Below are 22976 nucleotides of genomic sequence, written 5' to 3'. Positions count from 1 at the left end.
CTAAGTCGGAATACACCTATTTTAGGAGTGTTTACGAATGCTTCACAAGAACACATTGAAATTCCAAATCACTTAGGTCGCCAGTTTGCGGGTACTGCACCAAATGTAGTCCGGGCTGGTGACGTTACGTATATTTGGACAAGTAATCGGTAGATGTATTTAGCGGTTGTTATCAACCTTTTTGCCTGAAAAGTGGTTGGTCGATGTCTCTATCACCTGATTCAAGGCTAACAGGCAAGGCACTTTAGATAGCTTATGAGTCCCGTGGTAAGCCTAAGGTGTTATGTTCCATAGCGATCAAGGCAGCCATTATACTAGCCGTAAATATCGTCAATTGCCGTGGCGCCTTCAAATAAAACAGAGTTTATCTCGCCGAGTAAACTGTTGGTATAATGCGCCGATGGAACGCTTCTTTAGAAGTCTGAAGACGGAATGGGGCAACTGTGGGTTATCGCAGCTTTGCTGAAGATCAACAAGAGATCCCGCTACGTTATCGGTTATTACTGCCAACTCAGGCCACATCAGTATAACGGTGGCCTAATTCCCAATGAATCAGAACGACTATATTGGGAAACCTCTAAAACCGTGGTCAATTTTAGTTGACCACTACAGTGTCAACTTACTTATATATTCAAAACAGATGTATCACAGAAATTGCTGCCTGCGCAAAATAGGGGAAACACACATTACTGGATACAAATGAATGTATTGCCATGCTTGTAGAAATAGTAGTTTCATCACGAGCAAAAAAACTCCTTACCTTAAAGTCAACAAGTCAGAGCGGTAACTTATTAGGTTCATGCAAGAATAGCACCTTTTCTACTTCTTCTATCGCGAGACATATGTTGCATTGTCCTAGATGCTTAGCATTTGGGTAGAACGTTTTGTTTGATCTTCCGTTTTCATTAGTCTGTTTTAAGGATAATCGCCTCGAACTCTACCGAGGCAAAACCATCTTTTCTCTTGAACTTGCCTAAATCAAGTATTTCTAAATCCTGCATCTAATACGATGATCGGAGAGGTGTTTTGGGTAGAATTTTCTGTAATTGGTTGAGATGTTTAATGGTTTTTCTGTGAGTTATAGTGTTTATATTCAAAAACTTGTTCATAAATGGTGACCGCTCGCCCATCGAGTGCGACGGATTCCCTAAGTGTCATATAGCGGGGTTACTTACGAGCAACAGACCAATCAAAAAGGACAATACGACATGGATTAGCTCATGTAACTGTGTGTACTTACCACTTATAAATGATGTCTGTAATTGTTGGTTTCCAAGCAGTCTGTCGACGCGTTTGACGGTGGTTTTCGTTTTCAGTTTTCTTCCAAGCTTAAGTGAAGGTTAAATCAGAGCCATTGAGAACGCTTTTAGTGACAAGTGTAAGAGATCTTGTCGTTGCTTGTGAATGTTAGGGCATTGGCCTTCAAGAGTTTGTTATAGAATTTGAATGTCACGCATCGTTAGCTATCCCTATTAGACCCGTTTGATAAGGTGTGTTTTTGGCGAAATTAATTAGATCATAATGTGCGATGCACGTCTATTCGTTCTTTTTATTAGAAATTATGAGGTGATTCGCGAGCTAGCGACTAATCATTACAATAAATGTGAACAATAACAACCACATAAAAACGCCACACATATACATTGTGCTAGCATGCGATTATCCGTCATGTAAATAGCATAAATCGTTAATTATAACAAATTTAAATATACATTTATAATGCCTTTATTGCGTGAAGAATAAATTATTTTAAAAAGCTCTACAAATTATTCCCATTTGACGACAAAAACTTTTTTTACTCTTAGTTTATTTATTATGATAGATTGAGCGCTACCATTAATTAGCAATCAATTACAATAAGATATCCAAACGCTAAATGTAGAGGTGTAGAGGTAATGATGGAGTTAGAAAAGTTGGTTAATATTAGTAGAAAGTACGCAGTAAAATCATCTATTATTTTAATTACACATAAAGAAGTTAAATCAGGTCAGGTCACAATAAAAAATTTACAGGAGAGACACAAGTTAACTCATTCCAAAGCATACGCACTGTATAGATCACTTAAGAAATTTTAATTGCTTCTATATGTATGTCAATCTTAAAAAGAAAATTAAACTCTGCCACATCACTTAGATTCCATGTTTAAATAATCCATATACTATTATGCTCAAGGTTATATAGGCGACAGTATGTTATCTGTAAACTCTTGCACCACAAAAAAATCCTCCGGCATAGTCGGAGGTTTTTCGAGGCTTTCTTACAATCAGCTCCCTGCCTCTAACATTTGCATATGACGATTACGTTTGTTCGTTAACGGGTTGTGTATGGTTTCTACAATTGCTCTCCCCATTTTATCCTGCTCTAGATGGTGCTTGATGTAACTTTGTATCTTGCTCGTATTTTTACCAACTGTATCTACATAATACCCTCGGTACCAAAGCTCGCGATTTCGCTACTTAAACTTCAAATCCCTCATAAAGCATCAGGCTACTTTTACCTTTCAAATACCCCATAAAAGCTAAATCACTCATTATGCGTGGGTTTTCTAGAAGCATGTGGATATGATCTGGGCAGCATTCCACTTAAAGAATGTTAACCTTTTTCCATTCACATAGTTGCCTCAATATTTCAACTACCACTCTACGTTTTTCTCTGTAGGACACCGGTCTTTTATATTTCGGGCAAATACTATGTGATATATAAAACTCCATCGCGTGCGCGCCAAGCTCTTTTAGTACCCCATTGGAACCCCCTTTTAATTTTGATTTAACCCTTACAGTTGCCAGACCGCAAGACTGTTATAACAAATTAAAAGGGGTTTTATATTGACTCATAGTAGAAAGCTTTACTACCCCCGGCCTGACTGGGGGATTTCTCTATACAAAAAGCTCGCCCGTTGGGGTGATAAAATAACAACTTATAAAAGTCATGTTATCACTAGTTAAGAAAGTTAAGAAAGTTAATGTTAAATAGTTGAGAAAGAATCAATTAGATACAATATCTATAATAAATTATTTTTCAGCACCTACTGAATTATGAATTTATACTATTAATCTAACTAATGAATGTTTCCATAAGGAAAATAAAAAATTACACAGGGTTGGTATAATTCCTCTCTATATCAATGCTATGAGCATCAACGAGATCATTTTTTATCGCCCCTCCAACCATGCAAGTACTCTCATCACCAAACTCCAATTCTTTCAAAGTTATAATTCTTATTTTCAAAATAGCAATGTACGTTTTCATAACTTTATATTGCTGCTCAACAAGGCTATTCTGTATTGTACTAAGAGAATCAACGCCCGAATTAAAAACTATTGCTTGTAAAAGCGAACATCTATCCTCTATAAATTCAAGCTCAATTTCCAGTTCTTCTAAAAAATTATTCATATCCAATTCCATAGTTAGTCGTCTAAGGAAGCTTTAAATGTATCAACTCTTATTTTAAAGGTAGTAGGAATACCAATTCATCGAATCATCGAATCATCGAATCATCGAACGAGTCTTTTTCTTAAAATAAGCTTATATTGCCAAGGTGCTAATATCCTAGTTTTATCGATGGGTAACCACCCCTAATAAAAGAGTGTATTTACTTATTATTTCAGCATGTTACATTTCAACTATCACATTAATACAATCACCAGACGTACTTTATTCGACAGTAAACACGTCAAACTATATAAATTTTGCATAAGGCAAACAGATACACTTGTCCTTTTGACAAATTAAATTTTACGACAAATGCCACCTTTTGCTCAAATTTAATACGAACAACGTGATCTAGATCAAGGAACTTTTCAAGAGGTGACTTCCGAATGTGTAACCATCACTGTTTTTTTTAGTGACAATTAAAATCAGATGTTCCCCCTTATTCACATTTGGCTTGATATTCCAAAGAGTGAGATCTTCAAGATAGCCATGAAAGCACTTTTCGTTTTACTCTTGTATGCATTTATCGGTCATTTCTCGAACTTGATTCAAGCTACTAAAAACGTACATATCGAGTAATTCGTTTCGATATGTACGATTAAATCGCTCAATGAATGAGTTTTGTTTTGGAACTCAAAGAACTCCAAGACAACTCACTGTTCTTTGCTCCATTCTGCAGATACCTTTGCGATCAATCTATTCCCTTTGCCTACCCTGCTCTTTGATGGTCGCGCCATGTGATAAGCCTTTGTAGGTTCGAATAAGTCGCCGTGCAGGTAAAATAAGATCTATTTAAATGTCCAATACGTCTCGATTTTAATCACCGACGATTTTTAACTTCCGGAATCGTATTCGATAATGAAGCGCATCATTAAGAAAATCCATCTTCAATCGGCCGTTCATAAGTTCAGAAACGACGAGTGGACGGCGCGTACCCTTACGACGAAAATTTAGTTTGAGCAAGCAGTAGACTCGATAAACTCGTTTGTGATTCCCCGAGTATCCCCATTGCCTGAAAAATTTGAATATTTTACAAAACCTATACGCAGGGTAACGTTTGGCTAACTCTTGGATTTTCCTAGATGGTCAAGATCCACTTTGTCGCGATAGCTTGAGCCACTAATGCCAACAGCTGGGTAGGCTAACTTTAAACTGCTGGACAACGTAATTAACGAGCTTCTCTTTTAACAAATGCTTTGCGCTGTTAAATTAACAAGGCTGACCACGATAAAAAAAATTGATCGACATGGAAATATTTTTTGTTTTATAAGTCTAGAGCTCACTAGTAATGTCCTCTGTAACAAAACGTAACACGTGCGCTTAGACATGTGTTAGTGTGAAGGATGATCAAATGGTAGAAAGAATTAAAAAACTGATATCGTCGGGGAAGCCTGTCTTTTTTCTTAAGCATGTTCCAAGCAAAGGTGATTCGGTAGTTGTTTATAATGGTGGAAAAGCACTCAAGTTTTCTTTTTTATCCCGTCCGGTTTCTTGTACAAAGGATAGTAGAATTAGAATGTTAGAAATTTTTTTCGTCTATTCGATCAATTTATTCAAAAAAAGGATTCAAAGTGTCTGATTGTGGTACATGGGATGAACCTTTGGATTATGAAATTGATAAACAGCTAGTGTTGGAGCAACTCAGATATTGTAAGCAATATGAACATCTCGATATTAATTTTTCTGTTACGATAGATGCAAGTTACTTACTGGATGGTATGTTTATTAGTGAGTTTCTAGCTAGCTTAACTTCGAAGACCATTATTAATATAAAAGGTATAAGAGAGTTATCTACAAATCCAAGCGATTCTGAAGTGCTAAAAAAGAAAATGTTTAACATAAGAAAGAGCGGTGTATCTTTTTGTATTGAAGGATTTATGCTTGGTAATAAGATTGACTTGTACACTCTTAATTTTTTTTGATTGGGAATTCATTAAAATTCCAAGAAGTTATTTCCTTAAAGAGTTGAATAATAGAGACTTATCTGAATTAACTAAAATTTTGTCAAATGAGCAGTGCAAAGTTATCATTGAAGGGATAGACAAACCAATGCATTATTTGGCTATGCAATTGCGAAACTCAATGTTGCAAGGTGATTTCATTGGCAAGCCAATGAAAATTAAAAACTCAATATACTATTTTAATAAACCATTCTCTCTCATATAAAATAAACACTGAAAGCCCACTCGGGGGGCTTTCAGTGCTTTTCAGTGTTCAAAGGTGATACTTTAATGTTGAAATTTGTGATATTGGTAGTGGCTTAGAAATGTAGTATCCTTGAAGGAGCACATGAAACTGTGTAAATTTCTTTAGCTGTGATTCATTTTCAATGCCTTCAACGACTATATACCTAAATCTCTTTAAGAATAGATTAATTAGAACCTTTAAATATTCTTCATCTTTCAAGTGCTTTTTGTCTATCTTTATACAGTCCCATTCTATCAACATTAAAGATGCAGCTTTATCTGGACTGTAATGGCTATAGTCATCTAGCCATAGTAAGATATCAAACTGCTTAATCCTTTGAATGTTAAATATTATTTTATTATAACTTTCCAAAGTCAATTCGGTACCAATATCTGTTATCTCTATAACAAATGGTCTAGAATATTGAAGGATTATTTGATCTACAAAATCATCGTCTAGAAAAAAAAAAACTAATTTGGCATTAATCGTAAATAATACCTTTTCAACACTTCCCTCTTGTACAACTTTAAGCTGTGATAGAAATATAGATTTAACAATAGAATCGTCTAAGTTTGAAAAAAAATCTTCGCTGTTTATATTGTCCTCACCCATTAAGACAGATGACAAAATCTCATAAGCAATTACAGTATTTGCAATTGGGCTAATTATCGGCTGTACCATAAGTTCAAGTTTGTATTCAATACCTTTGATAATGTAACAATCTAACTTTTGTCCTTTATTTAAAGCTAATGATTGCTTCACTTTTATCTCACTCATAGATTTACCTTGTAATCCTATTCTTTACTCCTTATTTATATTACAAACAAATTGGATTCTGAATTGAAAAATATTTATATAACCACAAAAATTCCTTATGGAAAACACAAGACCTCGTGTAAGTTATAAAAATTCTCATTTGATTTAAATGTATGTATATTTTTATGATTATGGTGAATTTATGTTTGAGGTAAAAATTTTTCAACGACGGAAGTGCTAAATGCACATTGCAAAAGCATCCACAATTTTCACTAAGCAAAAAATACCAACAAGAAGAATCTAACGAGACGCAGAAAACGGCGATAAAGTCGATAGCCAAAAAACAAAAAACCATCAATGGGGGTTGATGGGTTTTGAGTTTATGGCAAATGTATTCTGAGAATACTACTTAGTAAAGCGGAATAGACTTTAACTAAGTCCAGTAATTATAAATATAATTAATACAATTATCAACCAAAAAATAAAAACCGCTTAACCCACATCTCACTTTTAAATTCTACATAAAGAAACCAAAAAATTAAGTGGGTTTGGTTGTAGCAAGTATGTTTAAACTTATTAAATCAATCCATAGCTAATAAGCCGTTTGATCATATCTCAGCCTAAACAAACGAAAATAGTCAATTGGAAAAAGTAGTAATATAAATTTTAATTAACAAAATTTACAACAAAAATATTTTTAATAATCATAAAACATTCTGTTTATAAGTAACGTTTCCTAGAAATTACAAAGATGAGATAAGAGAAAACTTGTAGTGATAAAATATAACAAACAAGTATAAATAACAATGACATGTAGTGGTTTAATGATCCCGGACACCAAATTAGGTGGTAAAGTCTCCAACGTAAATGAGGTGTTCAATGACAAAACGACAACGACGTACATTTTCTTCTGAGTTCAAAGTAAATGCTGCAAGCTTGGTTCTTGATCAAGGTTACTCAATATCTGAGGCGGCACGCTCTCTAGATATCGGTGATACGGCCTTACGACGCTAGGTGGTCGATCAACTAAAGATGGTACGTGGCGGAGAAACGCCAACGGCTAAAGCTCTGACGCCCGAACAGGAGAAGATCCAAGAGTTAGAAGCTAAGATTAATCGCTTAGAAAGAGAAAAATCCATACTAAAAAAAGCTACAGCACTCTTAATGTCGGACGAACTCGAACATTCTCGCTAATTGACCAGTTGAGGGAGCATGAACCGGTCAAAGTTCTTTGTGACCTGTTCGATGTCGCGTCTTCCTGCTACTACGAGTTTAAACAACGAAAGCCGGATGCTAATTACATTTGGTTAGCCAGCCGAGTTAAGCAGCTCTTTAACATGAGTCGTGGCGCTGCTGGTAGTCGAACTCTTGCGTCTATACTGCAGTCTGAAGGCTTCGATGTCGGACGCTTCAAAGTACGCAAGCTTATGCAAGAAGCCGAACTGATAAGCAAACAACCTAGCTCGCATCGCTATAAGCAGGCTAAGCTAGAGCGACCAGATATCCCCAATAGGCTGAAGCGTGAGTTCTCGGTTTCCACGCCAAATGAAGTTTGGTGTGGCGATATTACTTACATCTAACATGATGTTCCACTCGAACCAAGGAAGCCAATACAGCAGCCTAAAAACCGAATGGATACCAGCTAATGAGTACTTGACTCAAACTCAGGCAAAGTATGAAAATTAGGGCACCCGTCGCACTCAATAAGCGTTCATTCACGATTTACGAAGAAGGCTTTCCAATTTAAACACTATAAGTTATCGAAAGCTATCAAATATTCCTCGACCAATTACAGAAAATCCTGCCAAGAAAACACCTGTCCGATAATAGTATCAGATGCAGGATTTAAAAATACTTTGATAAGTTCATGAGTGAAACTTACGCCTCAGCACTCATGGACTAGTGTAGTTTTTAGTTCCTTTCGAATTGCTTCTTCTTGGATAGCAACAAATAATTCTGCATCGTTTGATATTCATATTATGCTTACGCATCCGTCTGCTCCCTCGTTCAAGTGTCTAGTCCATAAAAAACTCTAGTAACATATTGCCATTGATTGTGGTTCACATCATTTTATAGAAATTAAATATCGACCAACGTTAATAAATCAATCTATACACCTGTATAACTAGACAACGTTTCAAGATTCATAAAAAAAATCAAGAATCCAACCTATCACTTGTTTTCTATTCGTTGGCATTTTTTATGAAAGAATTCCTTCGTTAAATACATCTAGTGGTAGTATCGACTTTCTTGACAAAATCAAATCCCTACAGTACTCCTTACTAAACTCTGGATGTCCTTGAATACCCAAAAAAATGCTCTCCAAACTGAATCATATAGAATGGACAAAAATTACTTCCGGCTAACACTTTAGCTTGGGGGGGTAAGGACACTACTTGATCCTCATGGCTCACAACTAATGATATACTCATTGGGCTTTTAATTTCTACATTGACTCCGCTAGGTAACTCAAATAGCCAGTGAGTCATAACACCAACTCCCCACCCTTGTGAAGCCTTTGTAACGTAGCCGCCTAAGGATTTGGCAATCAACTGATGACCAAAACAGATCCCTACTAACTTTTTCTTACTTATGTCTAATAACTTTATAAAATTAAGTAAAGGTGGAATCCACGGCAGATCGTCATTCACGCTATGGCGACTGCCCGTTGTCATATAGACATCGCATTCGTTTACGTCTTGTGGAAGCTCCCCATCCATTGCGCGAAAAAAAACTAGGTCTACACCCCCACCACCTTCGTCGAACAGCTTCGAGAACATCACAGGATAATTACCATGTTCAAGTTTTAAACCTTCACTGACATCGTCGCACTGTAGAATGCCAATCTTTATATTCATAAAACCTCCTTTGACTCACAATGGTGGAAGTCTACCATTCGCTGCATCGATAAAAATCTGACTGTATTCCTCGGCTGTAAATGCAATAGGGTTTCTACTTGCCGAAGGGTCGTTCATCGCAATCTTCCCCACACGTTGCGCGGCATCTGTGGTGATTCCGATCTCCGCTAATGTGTTAGGTATCTTCATAGCGATACGCAAATCCAAAACCCAGGACAAAAACGCATCAAAACTCGGTTTGCTTAGCTCCAAATAACGCGACAACTTTATGATTTTGTACTCAATTGCACTTCGATTCGCAACTAAAACATAAGGCATAAGAATGGCGTTCAACAGACCATGATGCTTATCATACAAAGCACCTAACGTATGGGCTATCGCATGCAAACCACCAAGGCCTTTTTGGAAGGCAGTTGCTCCCATACTAGAAGCAACAAGCATCTGCGTGCGAGCGTCAAGATCATTTCCACAAGCCACTACTTTTGGTAAATTTATTTTAACTAAGCGAATTCCCTCCATTGCGCAACCCCTTTTTTTAACTCACGTTTGCTTAAATACTCGTCAGATACGGAACAAGGCTTTGATGTTTTGTTTTTCTCGTGCATAATTCATTCTCTTATGAATACAACTCAAAAAATTCAAGTAATAACTAATAAACGCGCTCATTGTGAGGTGACCTTCAGGTTTTTTCCTTTAATTTTCGATGTAAAGAAATAAGCCGACCAATATGGTATGTTAGTTGCGTCTTTCGCTTAATTATTTTTGCGCGCTTAACACTTTTTGCAAACCTGACACTGCAATACTCGCCAACATGAAACAACTCACTTATTATCATAAACAGATAATGAGCTACTCGATATGTGTTTTAACATACCTATAACACGAACACGTTTATAGCTAATTATTTTTATCGAACGATTAGTGTTAGTGATAATTTTTTTCATATCAACCGCATACCCTAACTCTGTAAACCTTATCGATTCGATTGTCCAACAACATGTCTAAGTTTTTTAGATATCGATTATAACGGCCAATTTTTATGAAAGGCGGCGCGAGAGTTCTGTTTCCCCTCCATTCTGGATTGTCTTAAGAACGAACTGCTTATACCAATGTAAAATCGAGGTTACTTTGTGCTCGTATGTTGTACGCGAAGATCATGCCGTCAACGAATGATTAGTCGATTCAGAATTTGTAGAACAATAAGTTAGTAACGAATAAATGTTAACTGGAGGTAGTAGTTCGAAAGCACTCCGATGGAGAATATTATTTTGATATAACTTAAGTGTTAGGCTTTGGATGTGATTACAAGTAAGAAAAGGAGATATTACGTTTCGCGAATTCACTTAAATTACCAAAATCTTACTTCTTGTAAAGAAGTACTCAGTAAGTGATTGACGAAGCGGGATAAAATTTGGAGCGTACTGCGGGAATCGAACCCGCATCATCAGCTTGGAAGGCTGAGGTAATAGCCATTATACGAAGTACGCTTTGTCGTGAAGACAGATGTAATATGCCACAGATTATTGAAAAGAGAAGCTTTTTTTAACGCCCAATCGACCAAGTGTTCACAATTCACGCAAAAACAACAAAAGTCGCGCAATATTAACTCAATCACCATGACCAGAGCTTGTTACATACTCAGAATACTTTTCAGCTTTTGCTTGTTAAGCAAGCCGGTGCAGTAAAGGGTGATCAAACACAAGCCATAAACTGCAATGCCAATTGGGATGAGTAGATACATATTATCAATACCGTATTGATAATTGATGTTGACCAACACAAATAACATCGCCCCAGCGGAAAGTAATACTCCCGCGCTGGCTTTTATCGCGCTTAGCGAAGTAAGTGAAAATAGCGACTTAGTCTCAACATCTTGCTTATAAAAGAGTGGCAGAGCCGACATAAACAACGCCACAATAATCCCGTAGAGCCCCAAAATCGGCACCAGAACTAAGCTGCCTATCACCATAATACACGTCGAGAACACCGTCGCTTTCATTGTCTTATGGGTATTTTGCGTAATCACCAACACAGGAGGAACAAAAAGCTGTAGAGCAAGTACCAAGTAGTAGACACAAAGCCAGTTAGTAATATAGGCTGCTTCACTCCACTCTGGCCCAAAAAATAGATTTAGCAGTGGTAGAGAAATGGCAATCATCCCCAAATATGCCGGAGCCAGAACAAGTACACCAACATAGCTTATTGAAACATAGGCGGTTCGTAACTTTTCAATATCCGTTGAAGCGGCTTTAAGCTTACCTAACGCCCACGTAGTCAATCCATACCCTACCATGGTTCTTGGAACGTCGACTAACTTCATTGCCAAGGCAAATACGCCTGATGCATATGGACCAACGACAACCCCAAGTAAGACGATGACGCCTTTGGTTTTAAAACAACCATCGATAACATTAAACCCTGAGGGGATTCCCTCTCGAAACAGGGCGCGAAACAAACGTCGCTCATCACGTTTAAATGGCGTGAAGATCTTTCTAAATGAGAAAAGCGAAGAGCGAGTTGCCATTACCACCAGTTGAATCGTGAGATCCACTAGGCTCTGAACTAATATTGCCATTTTTACATGGCCAGCATAGGCGAGCGAAACGCCCGCGACCACACCGAGGAGCTTGCCTAATATAGATCGCAGTGCAATGGTCTTATACTCTTGGTTACGCAGTAACTCTGACAGCAACACTTTAGACAGTGAAGAAATCGGGATGTGGCAAACACACACCAAAATTAATGCAAGGTACTCATCTCCCCAATAGAGGCTCATCAGCGCATAAAGAGCAAGAAAGGTAAAGACTGAGATCAGCATCCAGCCTTTAATGCTGGCGTACATCGCCGTTGAGAAGTCCACTTTGGTTGCCAACAATGGGTTTTGCTGCATGTTATTTTGGATCGCGGTAACCAATAAGGTGGTTGCTAAAAACATTGAAGCAACCCCAAAGCCCTCTGGTCCCAATAGAATGGCGTACCAAAATGCGACGAGCATTGAGAGCGCAGCTAGCCCAACCTTCTCAAACAGTACCCAAAGCAGTCCTTTCATCTTGAATTATTACCTTAGTAGCGCAAAACACGCGCAAACTTATTGACTGTTAGAGTGAGTAAAACCTTGGCAGTAATCAAGCATCCAGTCTTGCGCAAAGAGAAACTCAGCCACTGCCAAATTTGCTGCTTACTGCCTAAATCTCCCAGTATTTGTGTTGCGATCTTGGTTAGGTAATTCACCTCACCCAACCACGTTCTTTGCTTGTTTGCTGCCGCAAACCGCTGTTCTAGCTGGGAAATGCTAAGTGACTTTTTCTGGTTGGTTTTACTCGCATGATTACCTACTCGATACAAAAACAAAGGCTGATTACTGTAGTAAAAGTGACCTCTTTGACTTAACCGAGCAAACAGTTCCCAATCTTCGCCTGAGGGAACTTCTTCATCAAACTTTTCCAATCGCGCGACACTGGTTTTGATCACCAACCCAGAGGTTCCGCAGTAAGCATTGCCCTTTTTGAGTTTTTCCTGATCAACCCACTCCGAAGACGGACTCTCTTTGCGCTCTCTACCATCCATAAATTGATAGGAACACAAACTCGCAACACAATCAGGTAAACGCGCAAACAACGCTGCGGCGCACGACAAACGCTGCGGCATAAATGCATCATCATCATCCAAAAAGGCGATGTAGTCGCAGCTCGAATGATCAATACCGAGATTACGCGAATGACTTGCCCCGCGGCGAAATGGCTTAGTAACGATCTTAAGCGGCAATTGAGAGAAATCTTCTAGTAACTCGCTGACAGAGAAATCGGAACAATCATCGACGACCACGATTTCTGTGGCGGGGAACTCTTGTTCAGCAACACTTCTCACCGCATTGACCAAATACTCTGGCCGATTATAGCTGGTGATCACCACACTAAACGTCATATCCGGATTACATTCTGCCATACTACTTCCCTCAACTACTCAGCGTCTTGTCTTGTCTACCCTACGCGACTCAACTCTAAAAAGCGCTCTGCGGTATTTTCCCAAGAGTATTTTTCATGGGCTAATACTGCTAATTTCTCTCCGAGCTGCTGGCAGAAATCAGCATTGGTACTCACTCTCGCCACACTAATTTGCAACTGCTCAAAGCTATCTTTTTCAAACAACGCGTCATCCAACTCAACAACATCGCGATTTTCCTCGATGTCTGCAGCAATAATGGCTTTTCCATTAGCCATTGCGGATAACAAACTGTTCGACATACCTTCAATGACAGATGGCAAAATAAAAGCTCGACAATGTTTCATTAGGGGAGCCAGCTCGCTAGAGCTAATATGACCGATAAACATCACCTTTTCATCGTTTTCATATTGCTTTAGCTTTGCCTCATACTCCATATCATTCGAGTTCCCACCAGCGATAATCAACGGCAGTTTCTGATCGTTGGGCAGTTGACGATGCACTTCGAGCAGCAGGTGAAGCCGCTTGATCGGGTCTAAACGTGCCGCAAACAACAGATAACCGTTGCGCTCAACCTTGTACTTGTCGAGCGAAGCGCAATCTGCATCAGTAACGGCACGGCAACCATTGGGAATAAAATGGCTATCTGGGCGCTTTTTACTAAAGTTTTCAACAATCTTCTTACTGTTAGCGGTAAATTGATGAGAAAACTTCCACGCGCAGTATTCACCTAGCTTAAGAATGTTTCGGCTCAGTCGTCCCCACTTATCACGAGCACTGTCCATACCACGAATGCTCGATATGACTCGAATTCCGCCTAAACGTAAAATTGGAGCAAACACACAAGGACCAGATGCAAAGAGAAAGACAGCATTAGGTCGCAACTTAAATAACGCATGAAGTACACACGCTAAGATATAACCATGTTGCCCTAAACTCTTGTAAATCGAGCGGTTTATCGCGATTACATTTAGGTTGTCTGAATAAGCAAAAACTTCATCATTTTCGCCCTCTACGCTATAAACATTTACCGCAACATCTTCACGCTTTGAGAGCTCTTTGGCAATTTCTCGCGTCGCGTTTTCGACCCCTCCATAGCTCGAAAACAACCCTCTTCCGCCGATAAAAGCAATCGTGTGTTTACTCTTCATTTTATTTCCCATCCTAGAGATTTATTTCGGGTTATTTGCTTGATAAAAAGCTGATGTACCAAGGCATTGCCTGATGAATGCCATCACCAATCTTAAAATCTGGCTTATAACCTAAGAGCCCACTAGCTTTACTAATATCCGCTTGAGAATGACGAACATCCCCCGCCCTAAAGTCACGGTAACTTGGCTCCCCATTAATCGTGATACCACACTCTGTCAGGGCTTCAGCTATCGCAAAATAGAGCTGATTCAATGTCGTACGGTCACCAACCGCCACGTTATACACTTGATTCTTCGCCTCATCATCCGCAGTAGCAGCCAAAATGTTCATCTGCACGACATTGTCGATAAAGCAAAAATCTCGGCTGGTCTCACCATCACCGTTGATGAACACCGTTTCACCTTCAATAATGGCCGATGTCCACTTAGGGATTACCGCAGCATAGGCACCATTTGGGTCCTGACGTTTTCCGAACACGTTGAAGTAGCGCAGACCAATTGATTTAAAACCATATGAACGCGCAAATACGTCAGCGTAAACTTCGTTGACATACTTAGTTACTGCGTAAGGCGACAATGGCTTGCCAATGTTCTCTTCCACTTTTGGCAAAGCCGGATGATCACCATAAGTTGAACTGCTTGCTGCATACGTGAAGCTCGACACATTGGCTTCTCTTGCTGCATTGAGCATATTTAGGAAGCCTGTTACGTTCGCCGCATTAGTTTTAATTGGATTGGCTAAAGAACGAGGAACTGAACCTAGTGCAGCTTGATGCAGCACATAGTCCACGCCTTCAACCGCGCGCTCGCAAGTTGAGTAATCGGTAATATCACCCTCGATAAACTCAAACTTTGACCATTGTTCAGCGCTGACCAAACCTTTAACTTCATCCAAGTTGTATTGGTGACCAGTTTCGAAATTATCTAAGCCAATCACTCGTTGGTTGAGCTTTAAGAGCGCTTCCAATAGATTGGAGCCAATAAACCCCGCCACTCCGGTGACAAGCCACACTTTAGGGTTATCTTGCAGCGCCTGCTTAACTTGTAGAATCTTCGTCATCTCGATGCTCCTAGCTAAACATTACAGTCGAATATCAACTTGGTTTTTCGGCAACACGTATTTTAAATCGTAAACAACGTGCTTCTGCTTACCTAGAGCTCGGATCGCATCGGATCCCATCTGCTTAAACTCATCATGCGCGACAGCCATAATAATGCCGTCATATTGGCCTTGTTCTAGGCGAGACTTCAGCTCAATCCCATACTCTTCGACCGATTCTTCTGGCGAACACCATGGGTCATACACATCAGCATTGATATTGTATTCGCCCAGTTCTTTCACGATATCAATGACTTTGGTATTGCGTAGATCAGGACAGTTCTCTTTAAACGTTAGACCCATCACCAACACATTTGAGCTTTCAACCTGAATGCGATTCTTGATCATCGTTTTGACCAACTCAGCAACGACATGCTGGCCCATACCATCGTTGAGTCGTCGACCCGCAAGAATCATCTCTGGGTGGTAACCTACAGCCTGAGCTTTATGCGTTAAGTAATATGGATCAACACCGATACAGTGGCCGCCAACAAGACCGGGACGGAACGGTAGGAAGTTCCACTTAGTCCCTGCAGCTTCGAGAACCTCAAGAGTATCGATGCCTAATTTATTAAAGATAATAGAAAGCTCATTAATAAGTGCAATGTTGACATCGCGCTGGGTGTTCTCAATGACTTTAGCGGCTTCCGCTACTCGGATTGATGACGCTTTGTGTGTCCCCGCAGTAATGATTGAGGCATAAAGTTGATCAACAAATTCCGCAACTTCGTCATTTGAGCCACTGGTGACTTTGAGGATGTTAGTCACGCGGTGCTCTTTGTCACCTGGATTAATACGCTCTGGAGAATAGCCCGCAAAAAAGTCTTTGTTGAACGTTAAGCCCGACACTTTCTCTACAATTGGAATACAGTCATCTTCGGTCGCGCCTGGATAAACGGTAGACTCATAGACAATCACGTCTCCAGCGTTGATGATTGTACCTAGCGCTTCAGACGCTTTGATCAGTGGAGTCAAATCCGGTTGCTTATGCTCATCAATTGGCGTTGGAACCGTCACAACGTACACGTTGCATTGCTTCAGCTCTTCAAGTTGCGAAGAATACTTAAGATGGGTCGCCTCAACGAGTTCATTGTCACTACACTCCAATGTACTGTCATGACCACGTTTTAGTTCGTCGATACGGTTAGGATTAATATCAAACCCATAAGTGTCGTACTTTTTACCAAACTCAACTGCAAGTGGTAGCCCTACGTAACCTAGCCCAATAATTCCAATTTTTGCTTTTTCTATTTCGAATGACATGTGTCGTCCCTTACTTTAAAAATTAAGTATTTGAATATTTCACAAATTGCATTTCAGTAAATTCGAGATGCAGCGAGCCACACTTGGCACTCCTTAATAAAAAGGATATTCACCAAGTCTTATTCACTGACTCTTATTAAGTCATTGATTTATTATTCTGCTTAATCGCTATTTTCTTATTACTATCTATTAATGCTATTAATATTGATAAAAATATAACCCCTTCTATCTGCCAGAGTGGCATCGTCGCGACATTAAGAATTATAAACGCCGATATAGCGCCAACGAGTAATATCTTTGCCAGCCAGTTTTCTCCTTTAAAGGCTTTAACTGTGAGAGAGGTGAAAAACACCAAGAGTAAAAATAGACCGACAAATCCAACCTCATAGAAGAACGATACAAACGTATTGTGAGCGTACTTTTCAAAGAACCCTTTCCATGAGTCCATACCATGACCAAACCAGATCTGGGAAACTGAACCATTCAATGCTTCATGAATATATGAAGCCCAGAAGAAAATCCGACCTGAGAAAAAACGCCGCTCATCGCTATCAAAAAACTCAGGGAGCACAGTAAAGCTTGATGCACTCGCGAGCGCTTGTGGAATCTCTGCAAATCGTTCTGCTATTGAAGAACTATCGATATTGGCGACAACAGTGATAGCCAAAAAACCTAAAAACAGAATCGCGACCTTTTTAACCATGGATGACTTGAGAAACACCATCAGTCCAGCGGTTGCAAACAATCCCAAACACGCCAAAATCGACGTCCGGTAATTGACTAAAAACAGTAAAACAAACAGAGTGCCGATATGTAAAAATAGCAGCGAGAATCGCCGCTCTAGCGCAGCTTTAAGGATAAACATGAACATGCCGCTCAAGATGATGACTGAGAATACTGCTTCATGATTAAAACCACCGACATAACTGGTTGAACCGTCGTTTTCGGTTGCTTTGCTGACACCCAGTACCACAGACGCGACCAGCATAATAATCGGATAGAGATAAGAGAAACCGATGGTCTGAAGTACCTTAACCGCACCATCCTCTTTTACCGCGTTAAACACTAGGTTCGTCAGTTGTAGCAACATTAGCCACTTCACTAACGACGCCACCGACTGAATGTAATGGGAATTAATAACTGCGGCAAACACCATCAGAGTTAATATCAGCCCAATGAAAAGTAAGTTGGTGTCTTTTTTAATTTCAATATGATTGGATAGAAAGAATAGAAATATAAAACCGACGACAAATATTGAATAGAGAGAGACGAGTGAAAATGGCCCAATCAACTGCGGATAGGTAATATTCGGGAATGATGCCAAAATAAACCGGATTAGAATGACCCAAAATACCACGCGTGTAGACTTACCACACGCGTTAGCCCACATCCATTTATGTGCGTATACAGCCAGTAATATAAAGACTAAAACCTTTACTATATCTATCATTACACGATGCCTGGCACAGTATCTTTGGTGATCTGTTTAAATGTTGAGTAAAACTTACATTCGCTGTAGTTTTGTGCTCGCTCTTCACTTAAGACTGCTAATTCGTTATAAAGCGCGTGATTACTCTCCAGCTCCTTGAGCGCCTTTTGCAATCCTTCTATATCTCTCGGGTTAAACACTAAGCCAAACTTTGCTTTTGAAAATGACTCATCCGCCACATTGGCACTTGGCTCGAGAATATCAATTGGGCCATCGGTCATTGATGAAATAATAGGAACACCAAGCGACATTGACTCTACCATCGCATTGGGGAACCCCTCAGAATGAGAAGTCAAAGCGAAACAAAACGCTTTTTTCATATACGGATAAGGGTTTGAAACAAAACCCGGGAACGCGACACGCTCTTGAACACCAAGTTCGATGGCATGCTGCTTTAGGTTTTCAAGTTCGTCGCCGTCACCAAGGATCAATAACGGCCTTTGGATATTTGATTTCGCATAAGCGGTAATTAAATCATCAAACCCTTTTAGTTTGACTAACCGACCAATGGCAAGAATGTAACCTTCATGGTTACTCACGGTCTCTGATTCAAGCGAGCGCTTAGCAATATCATTAAAATCATAAGAGTTGTTGAGCGTCTTAATTTTGCTAGGATTCACGGAGTAATCGTCGACTAGGCAGTCACCCACTCCTTTTGAGACACAAATTATGGCATCAGCTTGTCGATAAACCGAACGAATCAACGCTTTCTTCCAAGTCACAAATTTACCCGTCAAGCGAGCATTTGGACTGCCTCGTTCACTGATAATACTCTTATAGCCGAACAACTTTGCGGCTATTACGTTGTACCAGTTTGAACGGAAAAGAAAACTCACGACAAAGTCAGGCTTGCTCTTTTGCACTAAACGGATGAACTTGAGTATCTGACCAATCACCCCAAGCGGGCTATCGATATAATGAACAGACACTGACGATGGCAGTTGATAGACTTCGACATCTCTATCCAGAACGACCACCTCTAAGCTGTAGTTTTTGGTCTGATCGGAATCCACCAATTGCAAAAGCTTGGAAAACACTTTCTCCGCGCCACCTCCCGATAGAGAGTTAATTACAAAGATTCCTTTCATTGCACCACAACCTTTTATCTATACCTTCGCTTCACCGCTCACTGTAGCCATAGACTCCATTTTATAAAGTAAACGCTGTGCGGCACTTTTAAACATGAAGACACTTATCACCCTGACGAATCACAAAGTATTAGATACTCTTAGTTCTTTTCGAGTTATATATCTGGCTTTACTCAATAAATCGGTTCGCATATTTAAATCGATTTCCAATCAGACATCATAAAGTACTGCTTTAGAGTCGATAAATTTAAGCTCTAAATTAAGTCTGGCAACTATGCCATAGGCTTGAAGAAAGAAAAGTCATTTTAAACACATTCGCTCGCGTGTCTCCTTTTTGATACACTCAATGACTAAAACTTAAGTAGCATGTGATTAATTTAACTTCTAATAAAATCCCACTACATTCTCATTTTTAATATTCCTTTCATCTATTCCCAATCAACTTGGATGTAAATTGAATTAATTAAATACTTTCTAAAAAATAAGACAGTAAATTGGGCATTAATTGGGTAAGACACCGAACAAAGAGATTTACTTTTTGTAAAATCTCGATAATAACGGATTAAGGAATGAATCATGAAAAGTCATTTAACAGTTCTGAGCCTAGCTCTGCTTTCTCTCTCTGCCCCCGCCTTGGCTCTAGAAGAGGGTCAAGCAGTTCCAGTAACAGAGCAACTTAGTGGTGTGTTAAGCGAGGCAGAAGTTGCCGCCTTTTATCAATCAAATCCTGAGTCAGTGCTCGACATACTCACACAGCTGTTAGTTAACCCGAACGTCGATCCGCAATTGGCGATTTCAGAAGCATTAGTCGTGGCTCCTGAGCAACTTCAGCAAATCGCAGACCTGGCGCGAACAGCCGGTATAAGTAACGAGGTCATTACTACAGCAGCCCTGCTAGCGGGAGTCGACCCAACAGCGGTAGCAGAAGCAACCGCCGCGGGTATTGCCAACCCTGTTGCGGCATTGTCACCACCTGCCGCTCCTGCAGTCGGCAGCAATGGAGGTGGCGGCGCAGGTGTCGTATCGCCGAATTAACCCACTGACCTCATAAACATTTTTTCCGGCGCAGTATTAACCGATGAAGTCCCTAGAGAAGTTTACATTTCACTCATTGTTATTCTTGATCGTGTTATTGCCAATTCCATTGGGAAGCAATCGCATATGGGCATGGTCGTTGATCGCTATTTATCTAACGGTGCAAAGTTTTCTACTGCTGATCGCCTATAGAGGAAAACTGCCAACGACTGCGCTCTACCATTATCGATTTCTGCTTGTCCCTATCGGCTTGTTTCAGCTTTGGGTTGTGTTACAAACCCTGCCTATTCCCCTTGGTACTTTAGCCTTGCTATCCAGTGAGGCGGCGAGTATTTACGCGAGTACAGGCGCTGAATTTGGCTATCTCTCACTCGATAGTGCAATGTCTAAACTCTCGCTCTTTAAGGGACTAAGTTACACGCTCTTCGCCATTAACGCTGCCATTCTTGTCAACGAGAGCAAAAGACTTAAGTTAACCGCTACAGCCTTAGTGTTTAGTGCAACACTGCAAGCCTTTTACGGTGCCTTCATCGTCTTGATCGGTATCGAGCACAGCCCTGTGTTTGGTTTTCCTCTCGATATCAATGCCACTGGCTCCTTTGTGTACAAAAACCACCTCGCAAACTATTTAGTCATGAGTTTGTGCATCGGAATTGGGCTGATAGTCACCCAACTTCATGTCAGTCACGCATCGTCACTCCATAGCCACTTAAGACGCATTTTAGAAGGGTTATTGAGCACAAAGATGTTTATTCGCCTTTGCCTTGTGGTGATGGTTATCGCCTTAGTAATGACACGCTCTCGGATGGGGAATACGGCGTTTTTTGCTGCCACCACAATCGGCGGATTAGTGGCTCTCATTGCCTACAAACATCGCCCTCCTGCGCTCACTGCCTTAGTGTTAAGCGTCATTGCTATCGATACCTTGATTCTAGGCTCTTTGTTTGGCTTAGAAAAAGTTAAGCAACGTTTAGTCGAAACCTCTTTCCTACAAGAGTCTCGGGATCAAGTCGTGATCTGGGCATTAGATATTATTCGTGATTTTCCAATTACCGGTACCGGAATGGCAAGCTTCTACTCTGTCTTTCCAATCTATTCACAGTCTGAGATCGGTTTTTACGACCATGCACATAATGACTACGTTCAGTTTCTCGTCGAAGCAGGGATTCCCGCAACACTATTACTTGTCACTTTAGTTTTGATCAGTTTATGGCGTACTATCAAGGTGATCAAAACGCGACATAGCCGCACAATGAAAGGCATCGCACTCGGCTCATTGATGGCCATCATTGGAATGCTTATTCATATGAGCGTCGACTTCAACCTTCAACCTAGTGCCAACGCATTTACCTTCGTCCTAGTGTTATTTTTTGCCCATGCATCATACGTACTGCCGGCACGAGGCGTATTAAAAAGCAATATCGATGTTGCAGCGCCATCGATACCAACGGAAGTCAACCATGTTTAACCGTATACTTGTTGTCTGTAGCGGAAATATCTGTCGTTCTCCGTTGGCAAAAATCCTGTTTGAGAAACATCTGCCAAGTAAACAGGTGGATTCTGCGGGACTTTATGTTGCCAGTAACCAGCTAACAAACCGTTGCGCTCACCCCAGCGCAATAAAAGTTGCAAACACCGTTCAACTCGATTTATCCAACCATAGAGCGAAACAGATATCCCCTGACTTGGTTGAAGCCAGCGACCTTATTCTCGTCATGTCTCATCAACATGCAGAGCAAATTCATCTCAGTGTCAAAGGAGCAAGAAGTAAAACTCTACTCATTGGTCAATGGCTTGGAATTGGTGAGATTGAGGATCCGATATGCGGAGATGCCGTTAAATTTGCAGAGTGTTTTGCAACGCTTGAGAAATGTGTCTTAAGCTGGAAAAAGCGAATTGAAGTCAATTAGCGAGAATTAGAGTCTTTCAGCGACAGGATTTCGGTACAATTTGGTTAAAACGTAAAAGATTACACATCTCTACTTTGGCCTTGGAATAATGAATCATATCGCTTACTTGCTGTTTATAGTTCCATTTGCTTGCCAGCCTAATAAGCTCTTGAGAAGCATGAACCTTTTCATCTAGTGAGGCTTGAGGCCATCGTGAGAAAATATGCTCAATATAGGCCAGCTTAGTGCGTTTTTGCTGTGGTCCAAACTGCATCGCTAATTGAAGATAGTGCTCAACAGCCGATTGGTCACCAGTCACAACGGCTTGCCGGTGAAGCTCAAGATAAGTAGGTGACCAACTGGGTCTGAGGTTTCGACTTTGCTTGAGTAGCGTGTCTATTTGCTGCGCTGAGGCATTATTGCCATTGAGATAGTCATACCACTGCAACAGTTTAGCTCGCACAATGAAGTCATGGGCAGTGGTGAAATATCCTTGCTGCGAATCCTCCACCACTTGTTCGGCAACTGGTGCCAAATCCCGCGTTTTGTCTAGCTCTAGTTTGCTGAGCAATGACTGAATACGCAACGTCTCAATATTCTGCCCCAAATAAGTGTAGCTAGAGACACCAAGACTCAACGCTATAAAAAGATAGATCGCTGATGGCGCAAACTTGAGCATGGCTATTGTTCCCGTCTTTTGAGTCGGTCTCGTGGTGAGTGCTTCATTCAAGCTCTGCGACTCGAAGTAAATGCACCACCACGATACTCAGTCGATAACCCTTATCGG

General features: G+C 40.3%; 16 protein-coding genes, 1 tRNA gene and 4 pseudogenes. 6 read left to right on the top strand and 15 right to left on the bottom strand.

The genetic code is table 11. The features are described from left to right. Window positions 1-30: 30 nt before the first annotated feature. Window positions 31-603: pseudogene (locus GZK95_RS17740) on the top strand (IS3 family transposase); the annotation flags it as partial. 1660 nt (window positions 604-2263) lie between these two features. Here GZK95_RS17740 and tnpA read toward each other — a convergent pair. The 3 genes and pseudogenes from tnpA to GZK95_RS22485 form a co-directional block, all read right to left on the bottom strand. Next, window positions 2264-2725, bottom strand: a pseudogene (tnpA, locus tag GZK95_RS17735) (IS200/IS605 family transposase). A gap of 365 nt (window positions 2726-3090) precedes the next feature. Then, entirely contained in the window at window positions 3091-3393 is a 303-nt protein-coding gene (locus GZK95_RS17730; protein ID WP_075716396.1) for a crAss001_48 related protein, read from the bottom strand. Between the two features lie 564 nt (window positions 3394-3957). Beyond that, window positions 3958-4062 (bottom strand): annotated as a pseudogene (locus GZK95_RS22485) (integrase core domain-containing protein); the annotation flags it as partial. A 941-nt stretch (window positions 4063-5003) separates the two neighbouring features. On the opposite strand from GZK95_RS22485, the gene GZK95_RS17720 reads away from it, so the two are divergent. Further along, window positions 5004-5354: a hypothetical protein gene (locus GZK95_RS17720; RefSeq protein WP_161987226.1), complete on the top strand. Its 351-nt coding sequence runs from the start codon at window positions 5004-5006 to the stop codon at window positions 5352-5354. Between the two features lie 292 nt (window positions 5355-5646). Here the strand turns inward: GZK95_RS17720 and GZK95_RS17715 are convergent, their stop codons facing one another. Then, window positions 5647-6396, bottom strand: coding sequence for an EAL domain-containing protein (locus GZK95_RS17715; RefSeq protein ID WP_161987225.1), 750 nt, complete (start codon window positions 6394-6396; stop codon window positions 5647-5649). 858 nt (window positions 6397-7254) lie between these two features. Between GZK95_RS17715 and GZK95_RS22300 the strand changes: the two are divergent. Further along, a pseudogene (locus GZK95_RS22300) lies at window positions 7255-7952 on the top strand (transposase); the annotation flags it as partial. Window positions 7953-8657: 705 nt separating this feature from the next. Here the strand turns inward: GZK95_RS22300 and GZK95_RS17695 are convergent. The 10 genes from GZK95_RS17695 to GZK95_RS17650 form a co-directional block, all read right to left on the bottom strand. After that, on the bottom strand, window positions 8658-9233 hold the full coding sequence (locus GZK95_RS17695; RefSeq protein ID WP_083626135.1) for a type 1 glutamine amidotransferase: 576 nt from the start codon (window positions 9231-9233) through the stop codon (window positions 8658-8660). Between the two features lie 15 nt (window positions 9234-9248). Continuing rightward, window positions 9249-9752: a dehydroquinate synthase/iron-containing alcohol dehydrogenase family protein gene (locus GZK95_RS17690; protein ID WP_075713913.1), complete on the bottom strand. Its 504-nt coding sequence runs from the start codon at window positions 9750-9752 to the stop codon at window positions 9249-9251. 893 nt (window positions 9753-10645) lie between these two features. Continuing rightward, window positions 10646-10720, bottom strand: a tRNA-Gly gene (locus tag GZK95_RS17685). A gap of 143 nt (window positions 10721-10863) precedes the next feature. Further along, window positions 10864-12282, bottom strand: a complete 1419-nt coding sequence (locus tag GZK95_RS17680; RefSeq protein ID WP_151148809.1) for an oligosaccharide flippase family protein — start codon at window positions 12280-12282, stop codon at window positions 10864-10866. Window positions 12283-12296: 14 nt separating this feature from the next. Further along, a complete protein-coding gene (locus GZK95_RS17675) occupies window positions 12297-13178 on the bottom strand; it encodes a glycosyltransferase family 2 protein (RefSeq protein ID WP_075713432.1) in 882 nt (293 codons plus the stop codon). 35 nt (window positions 13179-13213) lie between these two features. Further along, a complete protein-coding gene (locus GZK95_RS17670) occupies window positions 13214-14326 on the bottom strand; it encodes a glycosyltransferase family 4 protein (protein ID WP_075713434.1) in 1113 nt (370 codons plus the stop codon). Window positions 14327-14357: 31 nt separating this feature from the next. After that, a complete protein-coding gene (locus tag GZK95_RS17665) occupies window positions 14358-15386 on the bottom strand; it encodes an NAD-dependent epimerase/dehydratase family protein (protein ID WP_075713436.1) in 1029 nt (342 codons plus the stop codon). A gap of 21 nt (window positions 15387-15407) precedes the next feature. Beyond that, window positions 15408-16688: a Vi polysaccharide biosynthesis UDP-N-acetylglucosamine C-6 dehydrogenase TviB gene (gene tviB / locus GZK95_RS17660; protein ID WP_075713438.1), complete on the bottom strand. Its 1281-nt coding sequence runs from the start codon at window positions 16686-16688 to the stop codon at window positions 15408-15410. Between the two features lie 136 nt (window positions 16689-16824). Further along, window positions 16825-18138 (bottom strand): O-antigen ligase family protein, encoded by a 1314-nt coding sequence (locus GZK95_RS17655; RefSeq protein WP_075713440.1) that lies wholly within the window; start codon window positions 18136-18138, stop codon window positions 16825-16827. Then, a complete protein-coding gene (locus GZK95_RS17650; RefSeq protein WP_075713442.1) occupies window positions 18138-19265 on the bottom strand; it encodes a glycosyltransferase in 1128 nt (375 codons plus the stop codon). Before GZK95_RS17650 ends, GZK95_RS17655 begins: the two co-directional genes overlap by 1 nt. Window positions 19266-19841: 576 nt before the next feature. On the opposite strand from GZK95_RS17650, the gene GZK95_RS17645 reads away from it, so the two are divergent. From GZK95_RS17645 to GZK95_RS17635, 3 genes are read left to right on the top strand one after another with little or no spacing between them, the layout of a single operon-like run. Next, window positions 19842-20300 (top strand): hypothetical protein, encoded by a 459-nt coding sequence (locus GZK95_RS17645; RefSeq protein WP_075714724.1) that lies wholly within the window; start codon window positions 19842-19844, stop codon window positions 20298-20300. A gap of 43 nt (window positions 20301-20343) precedes the next feature. Next, the gene (locus tag GZK95_RS17640; protein ID WP_075714726.1) at window positions 20344-21768 is read left to right on the top strand and encodes an O-antigen ligase family protein; all 1425 of its coding nucleotides are present in this window, start codon (window positions 20344-20346) and stop codon (window positions 21766-21768) included. Then, window positions 21761-22210, top strand: coding sequence for a low molecular weight protein-tyrosine-phosphatase (locus GZK95_RS17635; RefSeq protein WP_075714728.1), 450 nt, complete (start codon window positions 21761-21763; stop codon window positions 22208-22210). Before GZK95_RS17640 ends, GZK95_RS17635 begins: the two co-directional genes overlap by 8 nt. A 16-nt stretch (window positions 22211-22226) precedes the next feature. Here GZK95_RS17635 and GZK95_RS17630 read toward each other — a convergent pair whose 3' ends face one another. Then, window positions 22227-22868, bottom strand: a complete 642-nt coding sequence (locus GZK95_RS17630; RefSeq protein WP_075714730.1) for a hypothetical protein — start codon at window positions 22866-22868, stop codon at window positions 22227-22229. Window positions 22869-22976 lie beyond the last annotated feature (108 nt).

Source organism: Vibrio panuliri (assembly GCF_009938205.1).
Lineage (GTDB): Bacteria > Pseudomonadota > Gammaproteobacteria > Enterobacterales > Vibrionaceae > Vibrio > Vibrio panuliri.
This window is presented reverse-complemented; position numbering and strand designations above follow the sequence as displayed.

Bases quoted from the DNA above. Each gene is read 5' to 3' on its own strand.
- GZK95_RS17730 (WP_075716396.1), bottom strand. From the start codon at position 3,393: ATGAATAATTTTTTAGAAGAACTGGAAATTGAGCTTGAATTTATAGAG.
- GZK95_RS17715 (WP_161987225.1), bottom strand. From the start codon at position 6,396: ATGAGTGAGATAAAAGTGAAGCAATCATTAGCTTTAAATAAAGGACAA.
- GZK95_RS17695 (WP_083626135.1), bottom strand. From the start codon at position 9,233: ATGAATATAAAGATTGGCATTCTACAGTGCGACGATGTCAGTGAAGGT.
- GZK95_RS17690 (WP_075713913.1), bottom strand. From the start codon at position 9,752: ATGGAGGGAATTCGCTTAGTTAAAATAAATTTACCAAAAGTAGTGGCT.
- GZK95_RS17680 (WP_151148809.1), bottom strand. From the start codon at position 12,282: ATGAAAGGACTGCTTTGGGTACTGTTTGAGAAGGTTGGGCTAGCTGCG.
- GZK95_RS17675 (WP_075713432.1), bottom strand. From the start codon at position 13,178: ATGGCAGAATGTAATCCGGATATGACGTTTAGTGTGGTGATCACCAGC.
- GZK95_RS17670 (WP_075713434.1), bottom strand. From the start codon at position 14,326: ATGAAGAGTAAACACACGATTGCTTTTATCGGCGGAAGAGGGTTGTTT.
- GZK95_RS17665 (WP_075713436.1), bottom strand. From the start codon at position 15,386: ATGACGAAGATTCTACAAGTTAAGCAGGCGCTGCAAGATAACCCTAAA.
- tviB (WP_075713438.1), bottom strand. From the start codon at position 16,688: ATGTCATTCGAAATAGAAAAAGCAAAAATTGGAATTATTGGGCTAGGT.
- GZK95_RS17655 (WP_075713440.1), bottom strand. From the start codon at position 18,138: ATGATAGATATAGTAAAGGTTTTAGTCTTTATATTACTGGCTGTATAC.
- GZK95_RS17650 (WP_075713442.1), bottom strand. From the start codon at position 19,265: ATGAAAGGAATCTTTGTAATTAACTCTCTATCGGGAGGTGGCGCGGAG.
- GZK95_RS17645 (WP_075714724.1), top strand. From the start codon at position 19,842: ATGAAAAGTCATTTAACAGTTCTGAGCCTAGCTCTGCTTTCTCTCTCT.
- GZK95_RS17640 (WP_075714726.1), top strand. From the start codon at position 20,344: ATGAAGTCCCTAGAGAAGTTTACATTTCACTCATTGTTATTCTTGATC.
- GZK95_RS17635 (WP_075714728.1), top strand. From the start codon at position 21,761: ATGTTTAACCGTATACTTGTTGTCTGTAGCGGAAATATCTGTCGTTCT.
- GZK95_RS17630 (WP_075714730.1), bottom strand. From the start codon at position 22,868: ATGCTCAAGTTTGCGCCATCAGCGATCTATCTTTTTATAGCGTTGAGT.